Annotated in this window: 23 protein-coding genes; 14 read left to right on the top strand and 9 right to left on the bottom strand. The window is 62.4% G+C overall.

The window, feature by feature from the left end:
* Positions 1–209: 209 nt before the first annotated feature.
* From FHP91_RS12100 to ompR, 7 genes are all read right to left on the bottom strand, one after another.
* Positions 210–995, bottom strand: coding sequence for a peptidylprolyl isomerase (locus tag FHP91_RS12100; protein ID WP_144309854.1), 786 nt, complete (start codon positions 993–995; stop codon positions 210–212).
* Positions 996–1,020: 25 nt separating this feature from the next.
* Positions 1,021–1,290, bottom strand: a complete 270-nt coding sequence (locus FHP91_RS12105) for a BolA family protein (RefSeq protein WP_144309855.1) — start codon at positions 1,288–1,290, stop codon at positions 1,021–1,023.
* A complete protein-coding gene (locus FHP91_RS12110) occupies positions 1,287–1,586 on the bottom strand; it encodes a YciI family protein (RefSeq protein ID WP_144173771.1) in 300 nt (99 codons plus the stop codon). The genes FHP91_RS12105 and FHP91_RS12110 overlap by 4 nt, the downstream gene beginning before the upstream one ends.
* Entirely contained in the window at positions 1,586–2,197 is a 612-nt protein-coding gene (locus tag FHP91_RS12115; RefSeq protein WP_144173095.1) for a septation protein A, read from the bottom strand. Before FHP91_RS12115 ends, FHP91_RS12110 begins: the two co-directional genes overlap by 1 nt.
* A gap of 61 nt (positions 2,198–2,258) precedes the next feature.
* Positions 2,259–2,975 (bottom strand): MBL fold metallo-hydrolase, encoded by a 717-nt coding sequence (locus FHP91_RS12120; RefSeq protein WP_281281788.1) that lies wholly within the window; start codon positions 2,973–2,975, stop codon positions 2,259–2,261.
* A 32-nt stretch (positions 2,976–3,007) separates the two neighbouring features.
* Positions 3,008–4,333 (bottom strand): ATP-binding protein, encoded by a 1,326-nt coding sequence (locus FHP91_RS12125; RefSeq protein WP_246116293.1) that lies wholly within the window; start codon positions 4,331–4,333, stop codon positions 3,008–3,010.
* Positions 4,334–4,433: 100 nt separating this feature from the next.
* Complete coding sequence (gene ompR / locus FHP91_RS12130; RefSeq protein ID WP_144309856.1) at positions 4,434–5,177, bottom strand: osmolarity response regulator transcription factor OmpR; 744 nt, start codon at positions 5,175–5,177, stop codon at positions 4,434–4,436.
* A gap of 197 nt (positions 5,178–5,374) precedes the next feature.
* Here ompR and FHP91_RS12135 point away from each other — a divergent pair, with 197 nt between their 5' ends.
* From FHP91_RS12135 to FHP91_RS12165, 7 genes are all read left to right on the top strand, one after another.
* Complete coding sequence (locus tag FHP91_RS12135) at positions 5,375–5,665, top strand: hypothetical protein (RefSeq protein WP_144309857.1); 291 nt, start codon at positions 5,375–5,377, stop codon at positions 5,663–5,665.
* A 121-nt stretch (positions 5,666–5,786) separates the two neighbouring features.
* Positions 5,787–6,476, top strand: coding sequence for a tRNA (adenosine(37)-N6)-threonylcarbamoyltransferase complex dimerization subunit type 1 TsaB (gene tsaB, locus FHP91_RS12140; protein WP_144309858.1), 690 nt, complete (start codon positions 5,787–5,789; stop codon positions 6,474–6,476).
* Between the two features lie 26 nt (positions 6,477–6,502).
* Positions 6,503–6,925 carry a ribosomal protein S18-alanine N-acetyltransferase gene (gene rimI / locus FHP91_RS12145; RefSeq protein WP_246116294.1) on the top strand — a complete coding sequence of 141 codons (423 nt, stop codon included), beginning with the start codon at positions 6,503–6,505 and terminating at the stop codon, positions 6,923–6,925.
* Complete coding sequence (locus tag FHP91_RS12150; RefSeq protein ID WP_144309860.1) at positions 6,922–7,767, top strand: uracil-DNA glycosylase; 846 nt, start codon at positions 6,922–6,924, stop codon at positions 7,765–7,767. The genes rimI and FHP91_RS12150 overlap by 4 nt, the downstream gene beginning before the upstream one ends.
* The gene (locus tag FHP91_RS12155) at positions 7,767–8,369 is read left to right on the top strand and encodes a LemA family protein (RefSeq protein ID WP_144309861.1); all 603 of its coding nucleotides are present in this window, start codon (positions 7,767–7,769) and stop codon (positions 8,367–8,369) included. The genes FHP91_RS12150 and FHP91_RS12155 overlap by 1 nt, the downstream gene beginning before the upstream one ends.
* A complete protein-coding gene (locus FHP91_RS21620) occupies positions 8,369–9,283 on the top strand; it encodes a TPM domain-containing protein (protein ID WP_144309862.1) in 915 nt (304 codons plus the stop codon). Before FHP91_RS12155 ends, FHP91_RS21620 begins: the two co-directional genes overlap by 1 nt.
* A complete protein-coding gene (locus FHP91_RS12165; RefSeq protein WP_144309863.1) occupies positions 9,283–9,780 on the top strand; it encodes a TPM domain-containing protein in 498 nt (165 codons plus the stop codon). Before FHP91_RS21620 ends, FHP91_RS12165 begins: the two co-directional genes overlap by 1 nt.
* Before the next feature lie 40 nt (positions 9,781–9,820).
* Here FHP91_RS12165 and lplT read toward each other — a convergent pair whose 3' ends face one another.
* Positions 9,821–11,074 (bottom strand): lysophospholipid transporter LplT, encoded by a 1,254-nt coding sequence (lplT, locus tag FHP91_RS12170; protein ID WP_144309864.1) that lies wholly within the window; start codon positions 11,072–11,074, stop codon positions 9,821–9,823.
* 165 nt (positions 11,075–11,239) lie between these two features.
* Here lplT and FHP91_RS12175 point away from each other — a divergent pair, with 165 nt between their 5' ends.
* The 5 genes from FHP91_RS12175 to FHP91_RS12195 all read left to right on the top strand — a co-directional run bounded on the left by FHP91_RS12175 (position 11,240) and on the right by FHP91_RS12195 (position 15,032).
* A complete protein-coding gene (locus FHP91_RS12175) occupies positions 11,240–12,145 on the top strand; it encodes a LysR family transcriptional regulator (RefSeq protein ID WP_144309865.1) in 906 nt (301 codons plus the stop codon).
* 2 nt (positions 12,146–12,147) lie between these two features.
* Positions 12,148–13,521: a DNA repair protein RadA gene (gene radA, locus FHP91_RS12180; RefSeq protein WP_144309866.1), complete on the top strand. Its 1,374-nt coding sequence runs from the start codon at positions 12,148–12,150 to the stop codon at positions 13,519–13,521.
* On the top strand, positions 13,518–14,240 hold the full coding sequence (locus tag FHP91_RS12185; protein WP_186301535.1) for a hypothetical protein: 723 nt from the start codon (positions 13,518–13,520) through the stop codon (positions 14,238–14,240). The genes radA and FHP91_RS12185 overlap by 4 nt, the downstream gene beginning before the upstream one ends.
* Positions 14,241–14,418: 178 nt before the next feature.
* Positions 14,419–14,703 (top strand): nucleotidyltransferase family protein, encoded by a 285-nt coding sequence (locus tag FHP91_RS12190; protein ID WP_144309867.1) that lies wholly within the window; start codon positions 14,419–14,421, stop codon positions 14,701–14,703.
* Positions 14,664–15,032: a hypothetical protein gene (locus FHP91_RS12195; protein WP_222105201.1), complete on the top strand. Its 369-nt coding sequence runs from the start codon at positions 14,664–14,666 to the stop codon at positions 15,030–15,032. The genes FHP91_RS12190 and FHP91_RS12195 overlap by 40 nt, the downstream gene beginning before the upstream one ends.
* Before the next feature lie 109 nt (positions 15,033–15,141).
* Here FHP91_RS12195 and FHP91_RS12200 read toward each other — a convergent pair whose 3' ends face one another.
* The gene (locus FHP91_RS12200; RefSeq protein WP_144309869.1) at positions 15,142–15,918 is read right to left on the bottom strand and encodes a ferredoxin--NADP reductase; all 777 of its coding nucleotides are present in this window, start codon (positions 15,916–15,918) and stop codon (positions 15,142–15,144) included.
* 97 nt (positions 15,919–16,015) lie between these two features.
* Between FHP91_RS12200 and FHP91_RS12205 the strand changes: the two genes are divergently transcribed.
* A complete protein-coding gene (locus FHP91_RS12205) occupies positions 16,016–16,942 on the top strand; it encodes a LysR family transcriptional regulator (RefSeq protein ID WP_144309870.1) in 927 nt (308 codons plus the stop codon).
* An 89-nt stretch (positions 16,943–17,031) separates the two neighbouring features.
* Positions 17,032–20,076 carry a diguanylate cyclase gene (locus FHP91_RS12210; protein WP_144309871.1) on the top strand — a complete coding sequence of 1,015 codons (3,045 nt, stop codon included), beginning with the start codon at positions 17,032–17,034 and terminating at the stop codon, positions 20,074–20,076.
* Positions 20,077–20,084: the final 8 nt, after the last annotated feature.

Genomic DNA, 20,084 nt, shown 5'->3' on the forward strand with positions numbered 1-20,084 from the left:
ACCGCCTCGGTGCCCCACCAGGCTTCGACGGGCAGGTCGAAGGCAGCGTCGCGCCATTCAAGCGCGAACAGGCGGGTGTCGGAGGTGAAGGGTGAGAACATGTGAGCGCCCTGAGATCAGCGGGCATTCATTTTACATAAAATATGACGTATGAGAAGAGCGCCAAAAAAAAGGGAGCCATGTGGCTCCCTTGTCCTTCGCTTGCGGCCTTACTTGACGTCGGCTGCTGTGCGCAGTTGCAGGATGTGCTGCTCCAGCGTCTGAGCCTGCAGGCGTTGCTTGAGTTGCGGTGAGACCTGATCAAACTCGGGGGCGGCCATCTTGCGGGTGTCGTCCAGTTTGATGATGTGATAGCCGAAGTTGGTCTTGATCGGTGCGGGCGTCATCTTGCCCTTCTCGAGTTTGACCATGGCGTCCGAGAATTGCGGGACGAAGGTGGCGGGGTTGTTCCAGCCCAGATCGCCGCCCTTGTCTTTGGAGCCCGGGTCCTTCGAGTGGGCTTTGGCCAGGTCGTCGAACTTTTCGCCCTTGTTGATCTTGGCGATGATGGCGCGGGCTTCGGCTTCGTCGTCAACCAGGATGTGACGTGCGTGGTACTCGGTGTCGCCCAGGCGGCCCTTGATTTCGTCATAGGCCTTGCGTACATCGGCATCGGTGACCGGGTTCTTGGCCACGAAGTCTTGCAGGTAGGCACGAATCACGACGGCCTTGCGGGCCAGCTCGATCTGGGTGGTGACCTCGGGGGTCTTGTCCAGACCATCTTTCTGGGCAGCCTGGAACAGAATCTCACGGCGGACCAGCTCTTCGCGCACGGCACCGCGCAGTTGTTCGTTGTCCGGCGTGCCTTTGGCGGTTTGTTCGGTGATCAGTGCGTCGGCGTGTCCCTGGGGGATGGCCGTGCCGTTGACGGTGGCGACAGGGCCGGCAGCGAGGGCGACTTGGGCAGCTGCGCCGGCAATCAGCACGACGAGCAGCTTCTTGGAAAACAGATTCATTCAGCAATTTCCTTGTTGGCGGGGATCAGAGTTCTTCGGGTGCGCTGGCGCGAATGGCCAGTGCATGAATGGCGCGCGGCATCAGGTCACCCAGCGCCGTGTAGATGAGTCGGTGGCGAGTCACGGTGTTTTTACCGGTAAACGCTGCCGAGACGATGTCGACACGGTAGTGGCCGCCGCCGTCGCGGGCGCCAGCGTGGCCGGCATGTTGCGCTGATTCATCGTCGATATGCAATGACATCGGCGCGAGGGCGTCGGTGAGGCGTGTTTCGATCTGGGCCAGCGTGTTGCTCACGGCAGCACCTTCTTGAAGGGTTTGGCGGTGGTGCGCGCAAACACGCCTTCGGTGACGTAGGGGTCGGCGGCCATCCAGGCTTCGGCGTCGGCCAGTGAGGCAAATTCGGCGACGATCAGGCTGCCGGAGAAGCCGGCGGGGCCGGGGTCGGGCGAGTCGATGGCGGGACAGGGGCCGGCCAGCAGCAGACGGCCTTCATCCTTGAGTGCATTGAGACGCGCGAGGTGGGCCGCACGCACGGCCAGGCGGGTGTCAAGCGTGCCCGGGGCGTCTTCGCCGATCAGGGCGTAGAACATCATTGTTGGGGTTCCTCTTCAACATGGCGGGACAGGTACATGCCCTGTCCGATGACAAACAGCAGCATTAAACCCATGCCGCCAAACAGCTTGAAATTGACCCAGGTCTCTTCGGTGAAACTGAAAGCGACATACAGGTTCAGCACGCCCATCAGGACAAAGAAGCCCGCCCAGGCGGCATTGAGACGGCTCCAGATGCGGTCGGGCAAGCTCATTTGCGCTTCGAGAACAGACCGGATCAGATTTTTGCCAAACAGCATGGCCGATGCCAGCAGGGAGATGGCGAATAGCCAGTACACCGCGGTGGGTTTCCATTTGATGAACACCGGGTCGTGGAAGACCAGAGTGGCGCCGCCCAGCAGCGTGACCAAGCCCAGCGTCACCCACAGCATGGTGTCGACTTTCCGGCGACGTAGCTTGAGCCATCCGATCTGGCCGAAGGTGGCGAGAATGGTCACTGCGGTGGCGAGCAGGATGGGCGCTTGCTTGATGCCGATCTCGGTGCCGAGCATGGCAGTGGCCAGGTCGGCCGCGGCCATCTCGTTCATGCCGGCGATTTTGTAGGCCGCGAAGAACAGCAGGACGGGGAGAAGGTCAAAAAGTACTTTCATGGGCGGCGATTATATCGGTTTCGGTCTGGCGCCGTCTGGGCGCAGGGGCTTTGCAAAGTATTCAGACGCCCTGAAGATCAATCAGTTCCGTCGTTCGACCGCAGGCTTCGTTGGCAGGAAGTGCGGTGTCGATCTGGCGCGGTGGCGGTAATTTGAGATTGGCCATGGTGTCCAGAAAAGCTTCGCGCGAGGTGTTGGCGAGGCGCGGATTGGTGTCGCGCTCCTGGCCAATGCAGGAGACGCGCTGGCCTTTGTAGTCATGGCCCGGATAGACCAGTGTTTCAGCAGGGAGCGTAAACAGGCGGCCAGTCACGCTGTCGTAGAGGGTGCCAGCGTCGCCGCCCTGGAAGTCGGTGCGACCACAACCGCCGATCAGCAGGGCGTCGCCAGTAAAGATGCGATCGCGCCAGCGGTAGGTCACGCAGCCCGGGGTGTGCCCGGGCGTGGGGATGACTCGAATCAGCTCTTCGCCAAAGGCGATGAGGGTGTTTTCGGTTGCCCGGACGTCGGCACACTCTGCGCCGCCTTCGGCGCTGGTGACCGTGCGCGCGCCGGTGTGCTCCTTGAGCGCGGCGGCGCCGGTGATGTGGTCGGCGTGGACATGGGTTTCGAGCACCCAGCGAAGTTGCAGGCCTTGCTCTTGCAGCAGCGACAGGTAACCGCCGACATGTTCGCGCACCGTGTCGATCAGGACGGCGTCGGCCGTGAGCGCGTCGGCTAGCAGGTAGGTGTAGGTGCAGCTGTCTTCATCGAAGAGCTGGCGAAATACGATGCTCATGAGATCGACCCTCGGATACGCGAACTCTGATTCTAGCCCGAAGTCATGACAGGCGCGTTGGTCCCCGGCAGGGTGAGAGTGGCAATCAGGCCGCCGTCCGGGTGATTGGACAAGTCAAGCCGTCCGTCGTGCGCGCGGGCGAAGCGGTCGACAATGGCCAAGCCCAGGCCGGCGCCTTGCGGGTTGCTGCGCGCTTCGTCGAGCCGGACGAAAGGGCGCTTGAGGGTTTCGAAGGCCGATTCCGGCACGCCGGGGCCTTGGTCGGTGACGGAGATTTTCCAGTGATCGCCCGCTGAGTGCGTGGAGACGGTGATTGTTTGTGCTTTCCCGCCATAGCGCTCTGCGTTGTCGATCAGGTTGCGCAGGGCGCGCCGGAAGGCAATGGGCCGAACACGGATTGCCGCGCCGCTGTCGAGATCGAGCTGGATGTCCAGGCCGCGCAATCGATAGGCTTCGGTGATGTCCGAAATCAGTTGGGCAAGTTTGACGATTTCGGGCGGCTGAGGCTCGCTGCGGCCGTAGTCGACGAACTGGCCGATCACGCGGTCCATTTCTTCGATGTCGCTGACCATGGCCCGCACCTCGTCGTTGGGTGCGCCACTCATCTCGACGCCGAGGCGCAAACGGGCCAGCGGGGTGCGCAGATCGTGCGAAACGCCGGCGAGAATGATCGCGCGGTCGCTCTCGAGCCGGGCCAGATCGCCGGACATCTGGTTGAAGGCGACTGCAACTTCGGCAATTTCGCCTGGGCCGCCAGCTGGCAGCGGCGGCGGATACTTGCCTTGACCGACCGTGCGCGCGGCCTGCGCAATCAGGCGCAGGGGCCGGCCGATACGGAAAACGATCAAATAGGCGCCGAGCAGGGCGATGCCCATGATCACGCCGCCCCAGCCCAGCCATTCGAGTGCGCGGGGCCGTTGAATGCGCTCGCGTGGCAGCATCACCCAGTATTCGTCAGGGTCTTGCGGGTCGAGTCGAAAACTTACCCAGAAACCGGTGAGCCCTTCCCAGCTGCCTGCAAAGCGGGTGCCCGGGCCGAGCTGCCGGCGGATTTCGCTCGTCAGAAGCGTGATCGGGCGGGTGTCCGGCAAGGGCGTCAGTGTGTCGTCGTCCTCGGCCGGATAGACTCGGATGCCTTCGAGCGCGGTGAGATCGATGAGCATTTCGAGGCGACGCGCAGACTCGGCGTTGACCAGGGCGGTGCGGGTCAGATTGACGATGCTGACGACCATCTGAGCCAGGTCACGCGCGCGCGGTTCTTGTTCGAAATGGCGGACGATCTGCGACCAGGCCGCGAAGGCGAGCACCAGCATGACGGCCAGCAAGGCGAAGGTTTGCCATAGCAGTGAGCGGGGCAAAAACCACAGTTGCGACGCCGGGGTTGCGGCCGTGTTCGTGCTGGTCGGCCCCTGTTTTTTCTCGCTCGAGCCGTTTTGAACGCGGGTAATGGTGGGATCCCTAGTTGGCGGACTTGGCGCCGTCCGGCACAAAGACGTAGCCGAAGCCCCACACCGTCTGGATGTAGCGCGGCTTGCCGGCGTCTTCTTCGACCAGTTTTCTCAGTCGGGAGATCTGGACGTCGATGGCGCGATCAAAAACGCCGTATTCGCGCCCGCGCGCCAATTCCATCAGTTTGTCGCGCGACAGGGGCTGGCGGGGATGTTGTACCAGCACCTTGAGCAGGGAAAACTCGCCCGTGGTGAGGGCGATTTCTTCGCCATCTCGCGTCAACGTGCGGGTCGACAAGTCGATGGAGACCGATCCGAAGCTGACGGTTTCGTCGTCCAGTGCGGGGGCGCCCGGCAGTTGCTGGGGCTGGCGGCGCATCACAGCTTGAATGCGGGCCACCAGTTCACGCGGATTGAAGGGTTTGGGCAGGTAATCGTCGGCGCCCATTTCAAGGCCGAGAATGCGGTCGACATCATCGCCCTTGGCGGTGAGCATGATGATGGGCGTGTTGTTTTCGGCCGAGCGCAAACGCCGGCAGATCGACAGCCCGTCTTCGCCCGGCAGCATCAGGTCGAGTACGATCAGATCGTAGTGTTCACGGTGCAGTGCCCGGTCGAGGCCGGCGCTGTCGACGACGGCTTTGACGGCATAACCTTGTTCGGACAAATAGCGCGAGAGCAGATCACGCAGGCGGGCATCATCGTCGACTACCAATACCCGGCAGCGCTGTTTGGAAGCATTGAGTGTTGTCATGGCGTGAATCGTATCGGCACCCGCGATTCGAAACCAGCGTGGTGGCCCACTTGGCGGGGAAACAAGCGTAACCGTTCGTAAGTTCTACCATTGTGCGCAATATTGCCTTACATGTCGCTTGGTTGCTGGATAAAATCCGGCTATCTAGACAGTGTCATTCAATGTGTGCCATGTCTCCCATGCCTGATCATTCATTCATGAACCGGTTGCGCCGGTGCGCGTTGTTTGTTGCCGTGTTGGCAATGAGCGGCATCGCGACGGCTCAGAATGATGATGATGGGATTTATTCCCGTCAAATACTGAATGACCAGAATCGCGCCTGGCGGGCGGACATCCGTGCGTCCGTGAGTCAGTTCGCGCACATTTCTGCCGATGCTGATCGCCCAGAGCGTCGCCAGTTGAGTGATGCAGAGCGCCTCGAAATGCGGCGCGATATCGACGAGGCCATCCGCAAGGCCTACGGCAAGCGCCAGCGTCAGCGTCCCTGATTGCTCGTGAGGGCGGGCGCCCCCGGTTATCGACCACTTTCCGCTTTTGCGCCCCGAAGCATGCCGGTTCGTGCCGATCGATGCTGCCCGCTGCCGACGGCGCGGGTACAATCCGGTCTCGATGAAACTCCTCGGCATTGAATCTTCTTGCGAACGCGTCAGCGTCGCCGTCCTGATCGACGACCAGGTCCACCAGCGGTGGGTCGAGGGCGGCGCGACCCCGTCGGATCAGATCATTCCCGCAGTACTCGAGCTGCTGGCCGAGCACGGATTGTCGCTGTCATCGCTCGACGCCATCGCGCTGGGCGTCGGGCCGGGAGCTTTCACCAGTTTGCGCCTTGGCTGCAGCGTGGCGCAGGGCTTTGCGCTGGCGGCCAATCTGGGCATCGTGCCGATGTGCAGTCTCGACCTGATTGCCGCCGCGCAGACCGCCGCGCGCGTTCTGGTGGCGACCGATGCACGCATGGGTGAAACCTATTTTGCAACCTATGAACGTGGCGACGCCGGCTATGTCGTGGTGAATGAACCCGCGTGTTTGCCCCCTGAGGCGGTGACGCTGCCCGCGCATGGCGAATGGGGCGGTGTCGGCAGCGCGTTCGGCAGCTACCCGGAAAAGCTGCTGCCGAATGAAGCGCGCTTGACGGTGCTGAATGCGGCGGCGGCGCCCGAGGCGGGTACGCTTGTTCGCCTGGCAGCGCAGTCATTGGCGCACACGCCTGCCATGGACGCTGCGTTGGTCGGCCCGCGCTATGTGCGCGACAAGGTTGCCCAAACCGTTGCCGAGCGCCTCGCCCAGGGGGGCAAGGCATGAGCGCGACGGCGTTCTCGTATCGGCCCATGGCCGAGGACGACCTGGACTGGGTGCTGCGGCACGAGCCGGAGCTCTATCCGTTTCCCTGGACGCGGGGCAATTTCGAAGATTCGCTCAGCGCCGGCTACAGTTGCTGGATCATGGTGGAAGGCGAACTGCCCATTGCCTACGCCGTGGTCATGCAAATTGTGGATGAGGCGCACTTGCTCAATTTCAGCGTCGTGCGTTCGGCGCAGGGTCGCGGCGTTGGGGCGGCGCTGCTCGACTTTCTTCGACACGCATTGCGTCAACGTGGCGTAAACCAGTTTTTTCTCGAAGTCCGTCCCTCTAATCTGGCCGCGCGGGCGGTATACGAGAAGGCGGGCTTTGTCAGCATCGGTCGTCGCAAGGGCTATTACCCCGCTGAAAATGGTCGGGAAGACGCGTTGGTGATGCGGGTGGCGCCATGAGTGTGCGCGAGTCGATTCTCCGCGAGATGGGCCTGGGGCCGATCTGGCGTCTGCGCGACGCGCCGGATGCCCAGCTGCCTGAGGTCGAGGCTGACGTGCCTCCCGAACACAGCACGCCCAAGGTCGCGCCCAGCGCTGCACCCGATGCCGCGCCTCGTCGTCTTTCGTCCGAGATGTTGTCGAGGGCGAGAGAAGCCAACGCAGTCGCGGACGCACCCGCCGCATCCGTGCCGGAGGCGTCGCGAGAGAACACGGCACGCGCTGGCGATCTGGATTGGGACGCGCTGACCCAAACCATTCAGACCTGCCGCGACTGCAGCTTGTGCGAGCAGCGCACGAAAGCCGTGCCAGGCGTCGGCGATCGCCAGGCGGACTGGCTGGTTGTGGGCGAAGGCCCGGGCGCAGAAGAAGACGCGCGGGGTGAGCCTTTTGTGGGCAAGGCGGGCAAGCTGCTCGACGCCATGCTCAGCGCGATTGGCCTGGCGCGCGGTGAGAACGTCTATCTCACCAATGCCGTGAAATGCCGTCCGCCCATGAACCGACCGCTCGACGCTTCGGAGCTGGCCGCATGTGCCCCGTATCTTGCCCGTCAGATCGCGCTGATCAAGCCGCGACTGATCGTCGTGCTGGGGCGGCCGGCGGCACAAGCTTTGTTAAATACCGACATTCGTATTGCATCAGCGCGCGGGCGATGTTTTGATTATCACGGTATCCCGGTGGTGGTGACCTACCACCCGGCCTATTTGCTGCGAAACCCCCTGGACAAAGCCAAAGCCTGGGAAGACCTGTGCTTTGCCCGTCGCCAGATGCGGGATCGCTCATCTGGAAATGGAGACGCTTGATGAAATTCGTTCGCCTGTTGACCCTTCTTGCCGTGTCAGCCAGCCTGCTGTCGGGCTGTGGCTACAACCAGATTCAGATCAATGACGAGAAGGTGACTGCGGCCTGGGCCGAAGTGCTTAACCAGTACAAGCGTCGCGCCGACCTGATTCCCAATCTGGTGAATGTGGTCAAGGGCTATGCCGACCATGAAAAGGAAGTTCTCACCCAGGTGACCGAGGCCCGCGCGGGCGTGGGCAGCATCAAGGCCACGCCTGAGCTGCTGAACGATCCGGCCGCCATGGCCAACTTCCAGCAAGCACAGGCCGGTCTCAGTGGTGCGCTGTCGCGCCTGATGGTGGTCGTCGAGCGTTACCCCGACCTGAAAGCCGATGCCAGCTTCCGCGATTTGCAGGCCCAGCTCGAAGGCACCGAAAACCGTGTGACCGTCGCGCGCAACCGCTTCATCGAATCGGTGCAGACCTATAACATCTCGGTGCGGACCTTCCCGAACAACCTCACTGCCATGGTGATGGGCTATTCGCCCAAGGCCAGCTTCACGGTGGAAAACCCCGGCGCCATCGCCCAGCCGCCTGCCGTCCAGTTCGGTAACGGCAAACAGTAATGCAGAGGCGAACGGGCGCTCGCGCGGCGCTCGCACTGTGGCTGTGCCTGCTGTGCTTTGCCATGCTGCCGCGCATTGGTGTGGCGCAGGCCTTGCAAGCGATTCCGGCGCTCGAAGCCCGAGTCACCGACCTTACCGGCTCACTCACCGGCGCCGAACGCGACACGCTCGAGCAGCGCCTGGCTGCGTTTGAGCAGACCAAGGGCAGCCAGATTGCGCTACTGATCGTGCCGACCACGCAGCCCGAAGCCATCGAGCAATACAGCATCCGGGTGGTGGACGCCTGGCAACTGGGGCGCGATGACATTGATGATGGCGTGCTGCTGCTGGTCGCCAAGAACGATCGTAAACTGCGCATTGAAGTCGGCCGCGGGCTGGAGGGCGTGATTCCCGACGCCATCGCCAAACGCATCATTGCCGAACGCATTTCACCGGCCTTCCGCGAAGGTCGATTTGCCGATGGCCTCTCCGATGGTGTCGATGCGATTCTGGCGCGCATTCAGGGCGAACCCTTGCCGCCACCCAGTCGAGCCTCCGTCAGCGTGGACGGTGTGCTCGATTTGCTGGTGCAGACGGTCTTTGTGGCGTTCATTGCCGCGCCGATCCTGCGTTCCATTTTTGGTCGCCTCGTGGGGGCTGGCGTGGGCGCGGTGGGCGGTGGGCTCTGGTGGTTTTTGAGTACCAGCGTGCTGACCCTCGGTGGCGTGGGCGCGCTCATCGCCGCGCTTGCGGTGATTCTTTTGGGCAGTGGTCGCGGCGGCGGACCCTGGACGACTGGCTCCGGCCACGGTGGCGGCTTTGGCAGTCGTGGCGGCGGTTGGTCGTCGGGCGGCGGTGGCTTTAGCGGCGGAGGCGGTGGATTCAGCGGCGGAGGCGGTGGATTCAGCGGCGGCGGCGCCTCGGGAGGCTGGTGATGGATTTGAAACGCATGCTTCGCCATCTGATGATTCCCACCTGGCAGGTGAAGCGTCGCTTCTCCGAGCCCTTGCTGGCAAAGGTCGAGTCGGCGATTCGCGCCTCTGAATCGGCGCATCGGGGTGAGATCGGTTTTGCCATCGAGGGCGGGCTGGACCTGGCCGACCTGTGGCGCGGCGTCAGCCCACGCCAGCGGGCGCTGGACGCGTTTGCGTCGCTGGGAATCTGGGATACCGAGGAAAATACCGGGGTGCTGGTGTACATCCAGTACGCCGATCACGCGGTCGAGATCGTCGCCGACCGCGGTATCACGCGGCATGTCGCGCCCGAACAATGGCAGGCGATCTGCCGGACACTCGAAGCGCGCTTTCGCGAGGACGACTACGCCACCGGTTGCGTGGCAGCGGTGTCAGCCATTGGTGAATTGATCGCCACGCATTTTCCGAAGACCGATGGCAATCCGAACGAACTGTCGAATCGACCGGTGATCTTGTAGCTGACCACCCTGCAAAATCTGGTGTTTCCCTGACGGGGAATCAATGCGTCGTCGAATCGTCCAGGTGCGCCACGTCGTCGGAGATGCGCTGATTGGCGTGGTGGGCTTTTTGCACCAGATACATGGTGCCGGCGATAAACAGACCGAACAGGATGATCACGGTGTTGATCGACACGCCCCACATGATCAGCAGGGCATAGACGCCGGTCATGACCAGAATCGACAGGTTTTCGTTGAAGTTCTGCACCGCGATCGAGTGGCCCGCGCCCATCAGGATGTGACCGCGGTGCTGGAGCAGGGCGTTCATCGGCACAACAAAGAAGCCCGCCAGTCCGCCAATCAGAATGAGCAGCACGATGGCGATGGTCTCGTTGGTGACCAAGGTCATCACCAGCACCATCAAACCCATGCCGATTCCCATCGGGATCACCCGCACCGATTTGCGCAACGTGACAAAGCGGGCCGCGAGTACGGCGCCCACCGCCACACCGATGGCGACCACGCCCTGCAGCATGGTGGCGCTGGACAGATCCATCCCCAGCGCGTGCTCGGCCCACTTGTACACAATGAATTGCAGCGTCGCGCCGGCACCCCAGAACAGTGTGGTGACCGCTAGTGAAATCTGACCGAGTTTGTCGCGCCACAGCAGTTTGAGACAGTGATTGAAGTCGTGCAGCAGGTACATCGGGTTCTTCTTGAGCGCCTTGTGGTCGACGCCGGTGTCAGGAATGAACAGGTTGAAAATGGCCGCGATCAGGTAGATCACACCGACGATCATCAGCGCTGCCTGGAAGGGGCCATTGCCGAACGGCAGCGGCAGGCTTTGGAGAAACAGGCTCACGTCGTCCCGGATCAGCGCGCCACCGATGACCGTGCCGAGGATGATGGCCCCCACGGTGAGCCCTTCAATCCAGCCGTTGGCGACCACCAGCAAGCGATGGGGCAGGTATTCGGTAAGGATGCCGTATTTGGCGGGTGAGTAGGCCGCGGCACCGAGTCCGACCACTGCGTAGGCAAACAGCGGATGCGCGCCGAGCACCATCATCGCGCAGCCGCCGATCTTGATGGTGTTGGCGACGAGCATCACCCGCCACTTGGGCATGGAGTCGGCAAAGGCACCCACAAAGGCGGCCAGGGCGACGTATGAGACGGTGAAGAACAGCTTGAGTAGCGGTTCGTATTCCTGTGGTGCCTGCATGTCGCGGAGCAGGCCGATGGACGCAATCAACAGTGCATTGTCGGCCAGCGCCGAAAAAAACTGTGCCGCCATGATGATATAGAAGCCGCGATTCATCGTTTTATTTTGGCGGGGCGCAGGATTGACGAAGGTCGGTTTATACCATGACCGCGGTGACGGCGTGACCGGGTCAGATCAAGGCTGTGACGAATCGGGCATGGCAGAGCAACAAGGCCGAATCTGTGGTGAAATGCGGATGTCAATAAACGCGGTTTATCAATCATGGCCGATCGTCGCCTGCAAGTTTTCAATGCCGTTGTGAAATACGGCTCCTTCACCCGCGCCGCGGAGCGTCTGTTCATGACGCAGCCAGCGGTGACCTTCCAGATCAAGCAGCTCGAAGAGCACTTCAATACCCGCTTGCTCGAGCGCGGTCACGGCTACGCGACGCTTACGCCGGCCGGCGAAATCGTGCACAACTACGCCGAAAAAATTCTCGGCCTCAATGAAGAAATGGAATCCCGCGTGGCGGAGCTGACCGACGAGTTGTCCGGCACGCTGAATATCGGCACCAGCACCACCATTGCCGCCTACTGGCTGCCGAAAATTCTCGAAGGCTTCAAGCGCCAGTTTCCGCGCGTGATTCCGCGCGTCAGTGTCGGCAACTCCAGCACGGTGGCAGGGCGCGTGGCCAACCGCGATCTCGACCTCGGGCTGATCGAGATCGTCACCGATGATCCGTCGCTGGAGCGACGAGGTGCTGCGCAGGACGAGCTGATGGTCATTTGCAGCCCAAGCTACCCGCTCGCCCGCGAGACCTCGCTGACGGCCTCCCAGTTGCTGCCGCACCCCTTCATTACGCGCGAACCGGGCAACGCCATCCGCGACCTGGCCGACCAATACTTTGAAGCCGCAGGCATCGCGATGGAAGAGATGAGTATTGCCGCCGAGTTGGGCTCGCTGGCCGCGGTCAAACAGCTCGCTGCCGAAGGTTTTGGTTTCGGTATCGCCTCGCATGCTGCCATTCAGCGTGACATTGGTGACGGCCGTATTGCCGCCGTGCCCCTGGTGCCCAAGCTCTACACGCCACTGGAAGTCATCTTCCCCAAAGACAAATTCCGATCGCGCCTGATCACCACTTTTGCCGAATTCGCCGCCGAGCAACTCGCCGCCGGCGCGCAACGCTAAGCATGGCCACCAAAGCAAAATCACGCGCCAGCTTCGTCTGTAACGAGTGCGGCGGCAGTACGCCGCGCTGGCAGGGGCAGTGTCCGCACTGCGGCCAGTGGAACACCATCGTCGAAACCGTCGCCGAATCGAGCAGCGGCCCCAACCGCTTTGCCGCGCTGGCCGGCACCACCAGTGGTTTGCGCGCGCTGTCCGAGATCGAACCGCGCGAAGAGCCGCGCATCGCCACCGGCATTGGCGAGTTCGACCGCGTGCTTGGTGGCGGACTGGTGGCTGGCGGCGTAGTGCTGATCGGCGGCGATCCCGGTATTGGCAAGTCCACCTTGCTGCTACAAGCGCTGGCGGTGCTCGCGCCGCATCACAAGGTTATTTACGTCAGCGGCGAAGAATCCGCCGACCAGGTCGCCCTGCGCGCGCAGCGTCTGCAGCTGCCCACCGAAGGCCTGCAACTGCTACCCGAGATCGGCCTCGAAGCCATACTCGGCACGCTCGCCGCTGCCCGGCCGCGCATTGCCGTCATCGACTCCATCCAGACACTGTATTCGGACGCCTACAGCTCCGCCCCCGGCTCGGTCACCCAGGTGCGCGAATGCGCTGCCCAGCTCACCCGTTTTGCCAAGCAAAGCGGCACCAGCCTCATTCTGGTGGGCCATGTCACCAAGGACGGCAGCCTCGCCGGCCCGCGCGTGCTCGAACACATGGTCGACACCGTGCTCTATTTCGAGGGCGACACCCACTCCAGCTTCCGCCTGGTGCGCGCCTTCAAGAACCGCTTTGGCGCGGTGAATGAACTCGGCGTGTTCGCCATGACCGACCGCGGCTTGCGTCCGGTCTCCAACCCCTCGGCCATCTTCCTGTCGCAGCACAGCCAGCCGGTGCCGGGTGCCTGCGTGCTGGTCACGCAAGAAGGCACGCGTCCGCTGCTGGTCGAAGTGCAAGCTCTGGTCGACAACAGCCACGCCCCCAGCCCGCGCCGCCTCAGCGTCGGCCTGGAGCAGAACCGCCTCGCCATGCTCCTCGCCGTCGCCCACCGCCATGCCGGCATCCAGTGCGCCGATCAGGATGTTTTCGTCAATGCCGTTGGCGGCGTCAAAATTACCGAACCCGCAGCCGACCTCGCCGTACTGCTGGCCATCGTCTCCTCACTCAAGAACAAACCGCTGCCCGCGCAGCTCGCCGTCTTCGGCGAAGTCGGCCTCGCCGGCGAAATCCGCCCCGCGCCACGTGGCCAAGAGCGCCTCAAGGAAGCCGCCAAGCTCGGCTTCACCCACGCCATCGTGCCCAAGGCCAATGCGCCGAAAGGCGGCGTGAAGGGGATCGAGGTGATTGCCGTGGATCGGGTGGAGGAGGCGATTTCGCGGGTGAACGGACTATGACATTGATTGAATCCGATATTTTCTCTGAACGAATGAGGGCAGCTGTTTCATTCGCGTGGGGGATGTTTTCTCGGAAAGTTGGTAGCGGAATGCTGCCGATAAACAAAGAAGCTTCTATGCAGTTGCAGTACGCTTACGTGCTTCAACAACTGCTCCCTCTGATTGCGTTTCACGATGAAGAATGCTACGAAATTGAGTTGGAAACAGGCGTAAAGGTAAACGGGAGGGGGCGAGAAATTGATCTGTTGTTCAGTGGTTCTTTCCAAGGCCGTGAGCACAAGATCGCGGTGGAAATGAAGTGTTATCGAACGTTGGCTTCTTCGGGAGGGAAGCGCGGCGCGACCGATATTTTCATGAAGGACGTCTATTTTGACTTGTACCTTCTAGAGCGCTACGTCGCATCAGGTGTGGCCTCGGCAGGTGTTTCCCTAGTCATGAATGATATGGACCGGCTAATTCATCCAACTGCCAAAGATGCAAAGTGCTGGCATTACGACATATCTCAGGGTGCAATTTTTGGTCCCGATCGATTTGATACGCCTATTGGGGGAAAGGAAGTAGATTTTTCCTTGGATAAGAGGTACGCGCTGAACTGGCGCCGCTTCGGTGCTTTTTGGTTTCTTGAGGCGGAGGGCACGAGTTGCGAAGACCGCCTGATTGCGGAGCGAGCGAAGCCCGGATGTAGGCCTGCAGGGCCTGAGTCCGGGGACAACGGCTGAATGAGGCACCGCTCCCGGATTCCGCTGCGCTGCATCCGGGCTTGTATGATATCGGTGCTCCCTTGCTCTCAGCGTGCGAGGGAGCCGAGGTGGAGGGACGATCCGGGCTATCTGCCGTGTGAGCGCACGGACAGACGTGTGCATACTGGGTTCGACGATAACGTGTGGGGATTACCCTGTGGACAGGCAACGAGCCATCGCGCTGCCGGAGAGGTGCAAGCCTGAACTGGCACACCGGTTCGGTGTGACGCGGTTGGGGCTGTTTGGCTCGACAGCTCGGGGTAAGGCGACCGAGCGTAGCGACGTGGACGGGCTGGTCGCTTTCGACGGACCGGCAACGTCACAGCGTTATTTTGGCGCCCGGTTCTATCTTGAAAATCTGCTGGGTCTGCCGGTCGACCTTGTCACCGAGACGGTGCTGGCGTGCTTGAGCAAACAGATGAAGGTATCGACTCGGTCATGAAGCCCGGTAGTGTGAAAATCGTCGACCGGGTGTCGGCCATCGAGGCGATCAAACGGCTCAATGAGGACGATCTGCTGTTCCTCAACCGCTTGATCGTCGAACGCCTGAAGCTCATTTCGCAGGCGAAAAGCACGATGCTGATGGGCAGCTTTACGGTGGGGGACCGCGTAGGGTTTCAAGCGGCGGATGGTCAGGGGCTGGAGGGGATCGTCCTGCGTTTGAACAAGAAAACGGTCAGCATCGTGACCGATGATGGCCACCAATGGAATGTGGCGCCCGGCTTGTTGCATCTGATCGCAACGGTGGGGGCGAAACAAAGGGGGCGTTAGGCGGTAGCCCGGATGCAGGCCTGCAAGGCCGGAATCCGGGGGCGGTGCTTGAATGGGGCTCCGCTCCCGGATTTTGTTGCGCTCTATCCGGGCTACGCGTCAGGCGCGATCACTTCTCCACGAACGCCCGTTCAATCACGTAGTCGCCGGTCTCGCCGGTGCGCGGCGAGATCTCGAAGCCCAGGTTGTCGAGCATCTTGCTGCAGTCGTCGAGCATGGCGGGGCTGCCGCAGATCATGGCGCGGTCGAGCGCTGGGTCGATCTGGGGCAGGCCGGTGTCGGCGAAGAGCTTTCCGGAGGGGATGACCTCGGTGATGCGACCGGTGTTGCGGAAGGCTTCGCGGGTGACGGTGGGGTAGTACACCAGTTGCTCGCGCACCGCGTCGCCGATGAATTCGTTGTCCGGCAGCGTTTTCTCGATGAAGTCGCTGTAGGCCAGTTCAGAGGTCCAGCGCACGCCGTGAAGCAGCACCACTTTTTCGAAGCGCTCGTAGGTTTCCGGGTCCTGGATCACGCTCATGAACGGGGCCAGGCCGGTGCCGGTGGACAGCAGGTACAGGTTGCGCCCCGGGCGCAGGTCGCGCAGCACCAGGGTGCCGGTGGGCTTGCGGCTGACCACGATGGGGTCGCCCGGCTGCAGGTGTTGCAGGCGCGAGGTAAGCGGGCCGTCGGGCACTTTGATGCTGAAGAACTCGAGGTGCTCTTCATAGTTGGGGCTGGCGATGCTGTAGGCGCGGATCAGCGGGCGCGACTCGGTCTCGAGCCCGATCATGACGAACTGGCCGTTCTCGAAGCGCAGGCCGCGGTCGCGGGTGGTGCGGAAGCTGAACAGGTTCTCGTTCCAGTGATGGACGCTGAGGACGCGTTCGGTGGCCAGGTTGCTCATGTTCGTGCTCCAGACAAGTGGGGTTGATGTGACTTTACGGTGGTGTTTATGTTCGATAAAGCGAATAATTTGGATAGATATGTTCGATTGAGTCGATATGAAAATCACCCTCCGTCAGTTGCAGGTGTTCCTCGAGGTGGCCCGGGCCGACAGCGTCTCGCGCGCGGCCGAGCGGCTGTCGATGTCGCAGTCGGCGGTCAGCTCGGCGCTCGGTGAGTTGGAGCGGCAGTTCGATACCTTGCTGTTCGACCGTGTCGGCCGCGTGTTGCGGCTGAATACGATGGGCGAGCAACTATTGCCACAAGTGGCCGATCTGCTCGATCGCAGCCAGGCGATTGAAGATGTGCTGGCAGGCCGACAGGGCTATGGCCGGCTACGTATCGGGGCGACGCTGACCATCGGGAACTATCTTGCGACGCTGCTGGTGGCGCGTTTCTTACAGAACCACCCGGACAGCCGGGTGGATCTGAAGGTGCACAACACCGCCTCGATCATCGAGCGACTGGCCGCGTTTGAACTGGATCTGGGCTTGATCGAAGGCACCTGCAGCCATCCTGACCTTGAGGTCGAAACCTGGGTGGCGGATGAACTGGCGGTGTTTTGCGCGCCGACGCACCCGCTGGCGGGGCGTGGCGATCTGAGCCTGGATGAGCTGCGGGATGTGGAGTGGATCGTGCGTGAGGCGGGTAGCGGCACGCGGGCGACCTTTGAGCAGGCCTTTCGTCGCGCCCCGCATTCGCCGCGGGTGCGCTTGTCGCTGGAGCACACGGAGGCGATCAAACGTGCCGTTGAGTTCGGTTTGGGTGTGGGCTGTTTGTCTCGACTGGCCCTGCGCGACGCCTTTCGTCGGGGCTCGCTGGTGCCGCTGGCGGTGCCGGATCTGGACTTGATGCGCAGCTTCCTGTTTGTGTGGCATCGGCAGAAATATCAGAGTGCGGGCATGCGCGAATTTCTGGCCCTGTGCCGCGCCATGACGGTGAACGCCGGGCGTAGCGACGCGATCGACATCCCCTTTGTGCCATAGCGCATTGTCGTTTCATCCGTGGCTGGGCTGCGAGTGCGCCCTGTTTTGGTTATAGAATCGACTCGGGAGCGCACTGCCAGGGAGGGTCAGTGATCGAGTCTCAGTGGATCCGACAGCCGGTGTTGGCCATGGTCTATGCGTTGGCCGGCGTCTTGGCGAGCGTGTTCCCCGGGCCGGTGGCCGGCGAGCTCACCATTGCCATCCCCGCGGTTGTGGCCTTGCTCGGCTGGCTGGCCTGCGGCCCCTGGGCACTCATTGGCGTGTCCGTTGGCGCGCTTTTTTTTGGCATGATCAGCGACCCGTTGCTCGGCTCGCTGCCTCGCCCTGACGCCTTTGTGGGTGCGCTGTTCGGGGTGGTAGGTGCCAATGTTCAGGCCCTGCTCGGCGCGGTATTGACCCGACGTTTCGTGCCCCGCTGGAAACAGCTCGCCCATGTATTCGATGCTTTGCGCCTGTTCTTTTTTGCCGGCGCACTGGCCGCCTTGCCGTGGGCGGCGCTTCGCCTTCTTCTGCGCTATTTGGGCGATTTCCCGCTTTTTGTGAGTCCCGCCGCGGCATTTGGCGCGGCTTGGTTGTCGCAAGTGCTTGCGGTGATCGCCGTGTTGCCGATCGCGCTCAGCCTGAGCTGGCGCGGTGATTCGCCGTTGCGCACGCGGGTGGCGTCACTGGTGATTCCGGCCGGCGCGGTGCTGCTCGCGGTGTTGGCCTTGTATCGCGTGGCCTTTGATGTTGAGCACCAGCGGCAAGCCGCGCGATTCGAGGCTGTGGGGGCCGCGATCAGCCACCGGATTCAGGATCGCGTGGGCGAGGTCATGGCTGCGCTCGACGGGGTGGATCGTTTTTTCGAAGTGGACGCGACACCGACACGGCGCACTTTCCATCGCTTGGCCGACGCCGCCGTGCAGCGCGCGCCGGGACTGGTGGCCTTGCAATGGGTGCCGCAAGTGGCGGGTCGGGACAGGCGGACTTACGAGACCTTGGCCGAGGCCGACGGGTTGGCGGGTTTTGTCTTTCGTGAGTATGAAGCGGGGGGCAGTGTGACGCCGGCGCGTGCGCGCGAGGTGCATTACCCGGTGTTTTTCTCGGTGCCCCGGCAGCTCAGTCCCTATCGTCTTGGCGTGGATCTGGCCTCGATTCCGACGCTTGAGCATGCCATCTCGAAAGCACCCGAGGACGGGCTGCGCGTGCTTGGCCCCTTGCCCATGCCGGTTTCAAGCAATGTGCGGGTGGCGGAAGAAGTCATGTTGCTGATGTCGCCCGTTTTCCAGGACACCGGCGCGGCGGGTGGCCCGGTGTTTCGGGGCTTGATCGTGGGTGTGCTGCGTTTGATGCCTTTGATGACATCGGTTATGGCCGATTTTGATCTGACCGGTCTGTTTGTGTCCTTGTCGGACGCCAGCGACGGCGCGGGCAACAGCCGTTTGTATCCTGCCGCACTGCGACCGGTCAACGATGGGTTTGTCATGACCGAGACCCTTCCCGTCGGCGACCGGGTATGGCAACTGCGCATGGCCTCCGATGGCAGATTCGAAGCGGCCGATGGCCTGCCTTTGCTGTGGATCGCGATGATCGGCAGCGCGATATTTTTTGCACTGCTGCATGGGTTTTTGCTGACGGTCAGTGGCCAGCGCACCGAAGTGGCTCGCCAGATTGGTGAAGCCACGGCCAGACTCACGCGAGAGGTCGAAGAGCGGCGGCGCATTGAAGCCATCTTGCGTCAGAGCGATGCCCGAATGAGCGGGGTTTTTCAGGCGGTGGTCGATGGCATCGTGATTATCGACGAGTCTGGCGTGATCGATTCGGCCAATCCGGCGGTCACCGGGATTTTCGGCTGGACGCCGCTGGAGCTCGTCGGCCGGAATGTCAGCATGTTGATGCCGGAACCTTTTCAGAGCGCGCACGACGGCTATCTCGATACCTATCGGCGCACCGGGCGCAAAAATACCATTGGCTTTCATCGCACGGTTGAAGGCTTGAGGAAGGATGGCCGCCGGTTTCCTGTCGAACTCACCGTGTCCGAGCTGATGCTCGCCGATCGCAAGGTGTTTGTCGGCTTGTTGCGCGACATCACCGATCGCGTCGCATCGGCGGAGCAGGCGCGGCAGTTCAATGAGCAGCTTCAGGATATGGTCGGCGCGCTCGAGCGTCGCGACGGCGAATTGACCGAGCTGAACCGGATCAATGAGCAGTTGATGGCCTGCAATGACCGGAATGAGGCGGCCGACGTGGTGCGCCTGGCGATGGCGCGCATCTTTTCGGGTACCTCGGGGCGCATCGTGGCGCATGTGCCTGGCCAGCGCGATGGTCATTTGGCGGACTGGGTGAGCTGGGGCGATGCGGCCGATCTGGCCACTCTGGTGCATCCCAACGAGTGCTGGGCTGTCCGGCAGGGCCGCAGCTACGAAGTGGTGGCGACCGAAGCCTTGGTGAAGTGCACCCATCTCGATCCAGCCCTCGGGCCGTACATGTGCGTTCCGCTCATGGTTCAGGGGCGTGCCCACGCTTTGGTCACGCTGGCGTTTGGAAGCATGAGCGAGCTGCAGCGACGCAACATCCGGCGTCTGCTGGGTGCGGTGGCCGAAAGTGTGAACCTGGCGCTGTCAAACCTTAATTTGCGTGAGATCTTGCGCGATCAGGTGGTGCGCGACCCGCTCACCCAGCTCTACAACCGGCGCTACATGGAAGAGGCCTTGTCGCGCGAGGTCAAACGGGCGCGGCGCAATGGCAGTTTGCTCGCTTGTACGGTGATCGACCTCGACCACTTCAAGGCCATCAATGACGCCTACGGCCACGACGTGGGCGACGAAGTGCTGCGGCGCATGGCCGACGCGCTCAATCGCTGGTTCCGAAGTAGCGATACGGTGTGCCGCTATGGCGGCGAAGAGTTTGTGGTGATCATGCCCGAGCAGTCGGGCGACACAATCAGCGAACGCTTGCTGGCACTGCAGGAGCACTTTGCCGACGAGGTGTTCCACGCCGGCTCGCGACGCTTTACGCGCTGCACCTTCTCGGCGGGCGTGGCGGTCGACTCCGGGGACGACATCGATGCCATCGCATTGCTCAAACTGGCCGACAACGCGCTGTACGCCGCCAAGGCCGCCGGCCGGAACCGGGTCATTGTGTCGGGCGCCTGACGTACTGC

The organism is Denitromonas halophila (assembly GCF_007625155.1).
Classification (GTDB): Bacteria; Pseudomonadota; Gammaproteobacteria; order Burkholderiales; family Rhodocyclaceae; genus Nitrogeniibacter; species Nitrogeniibacter halophilus.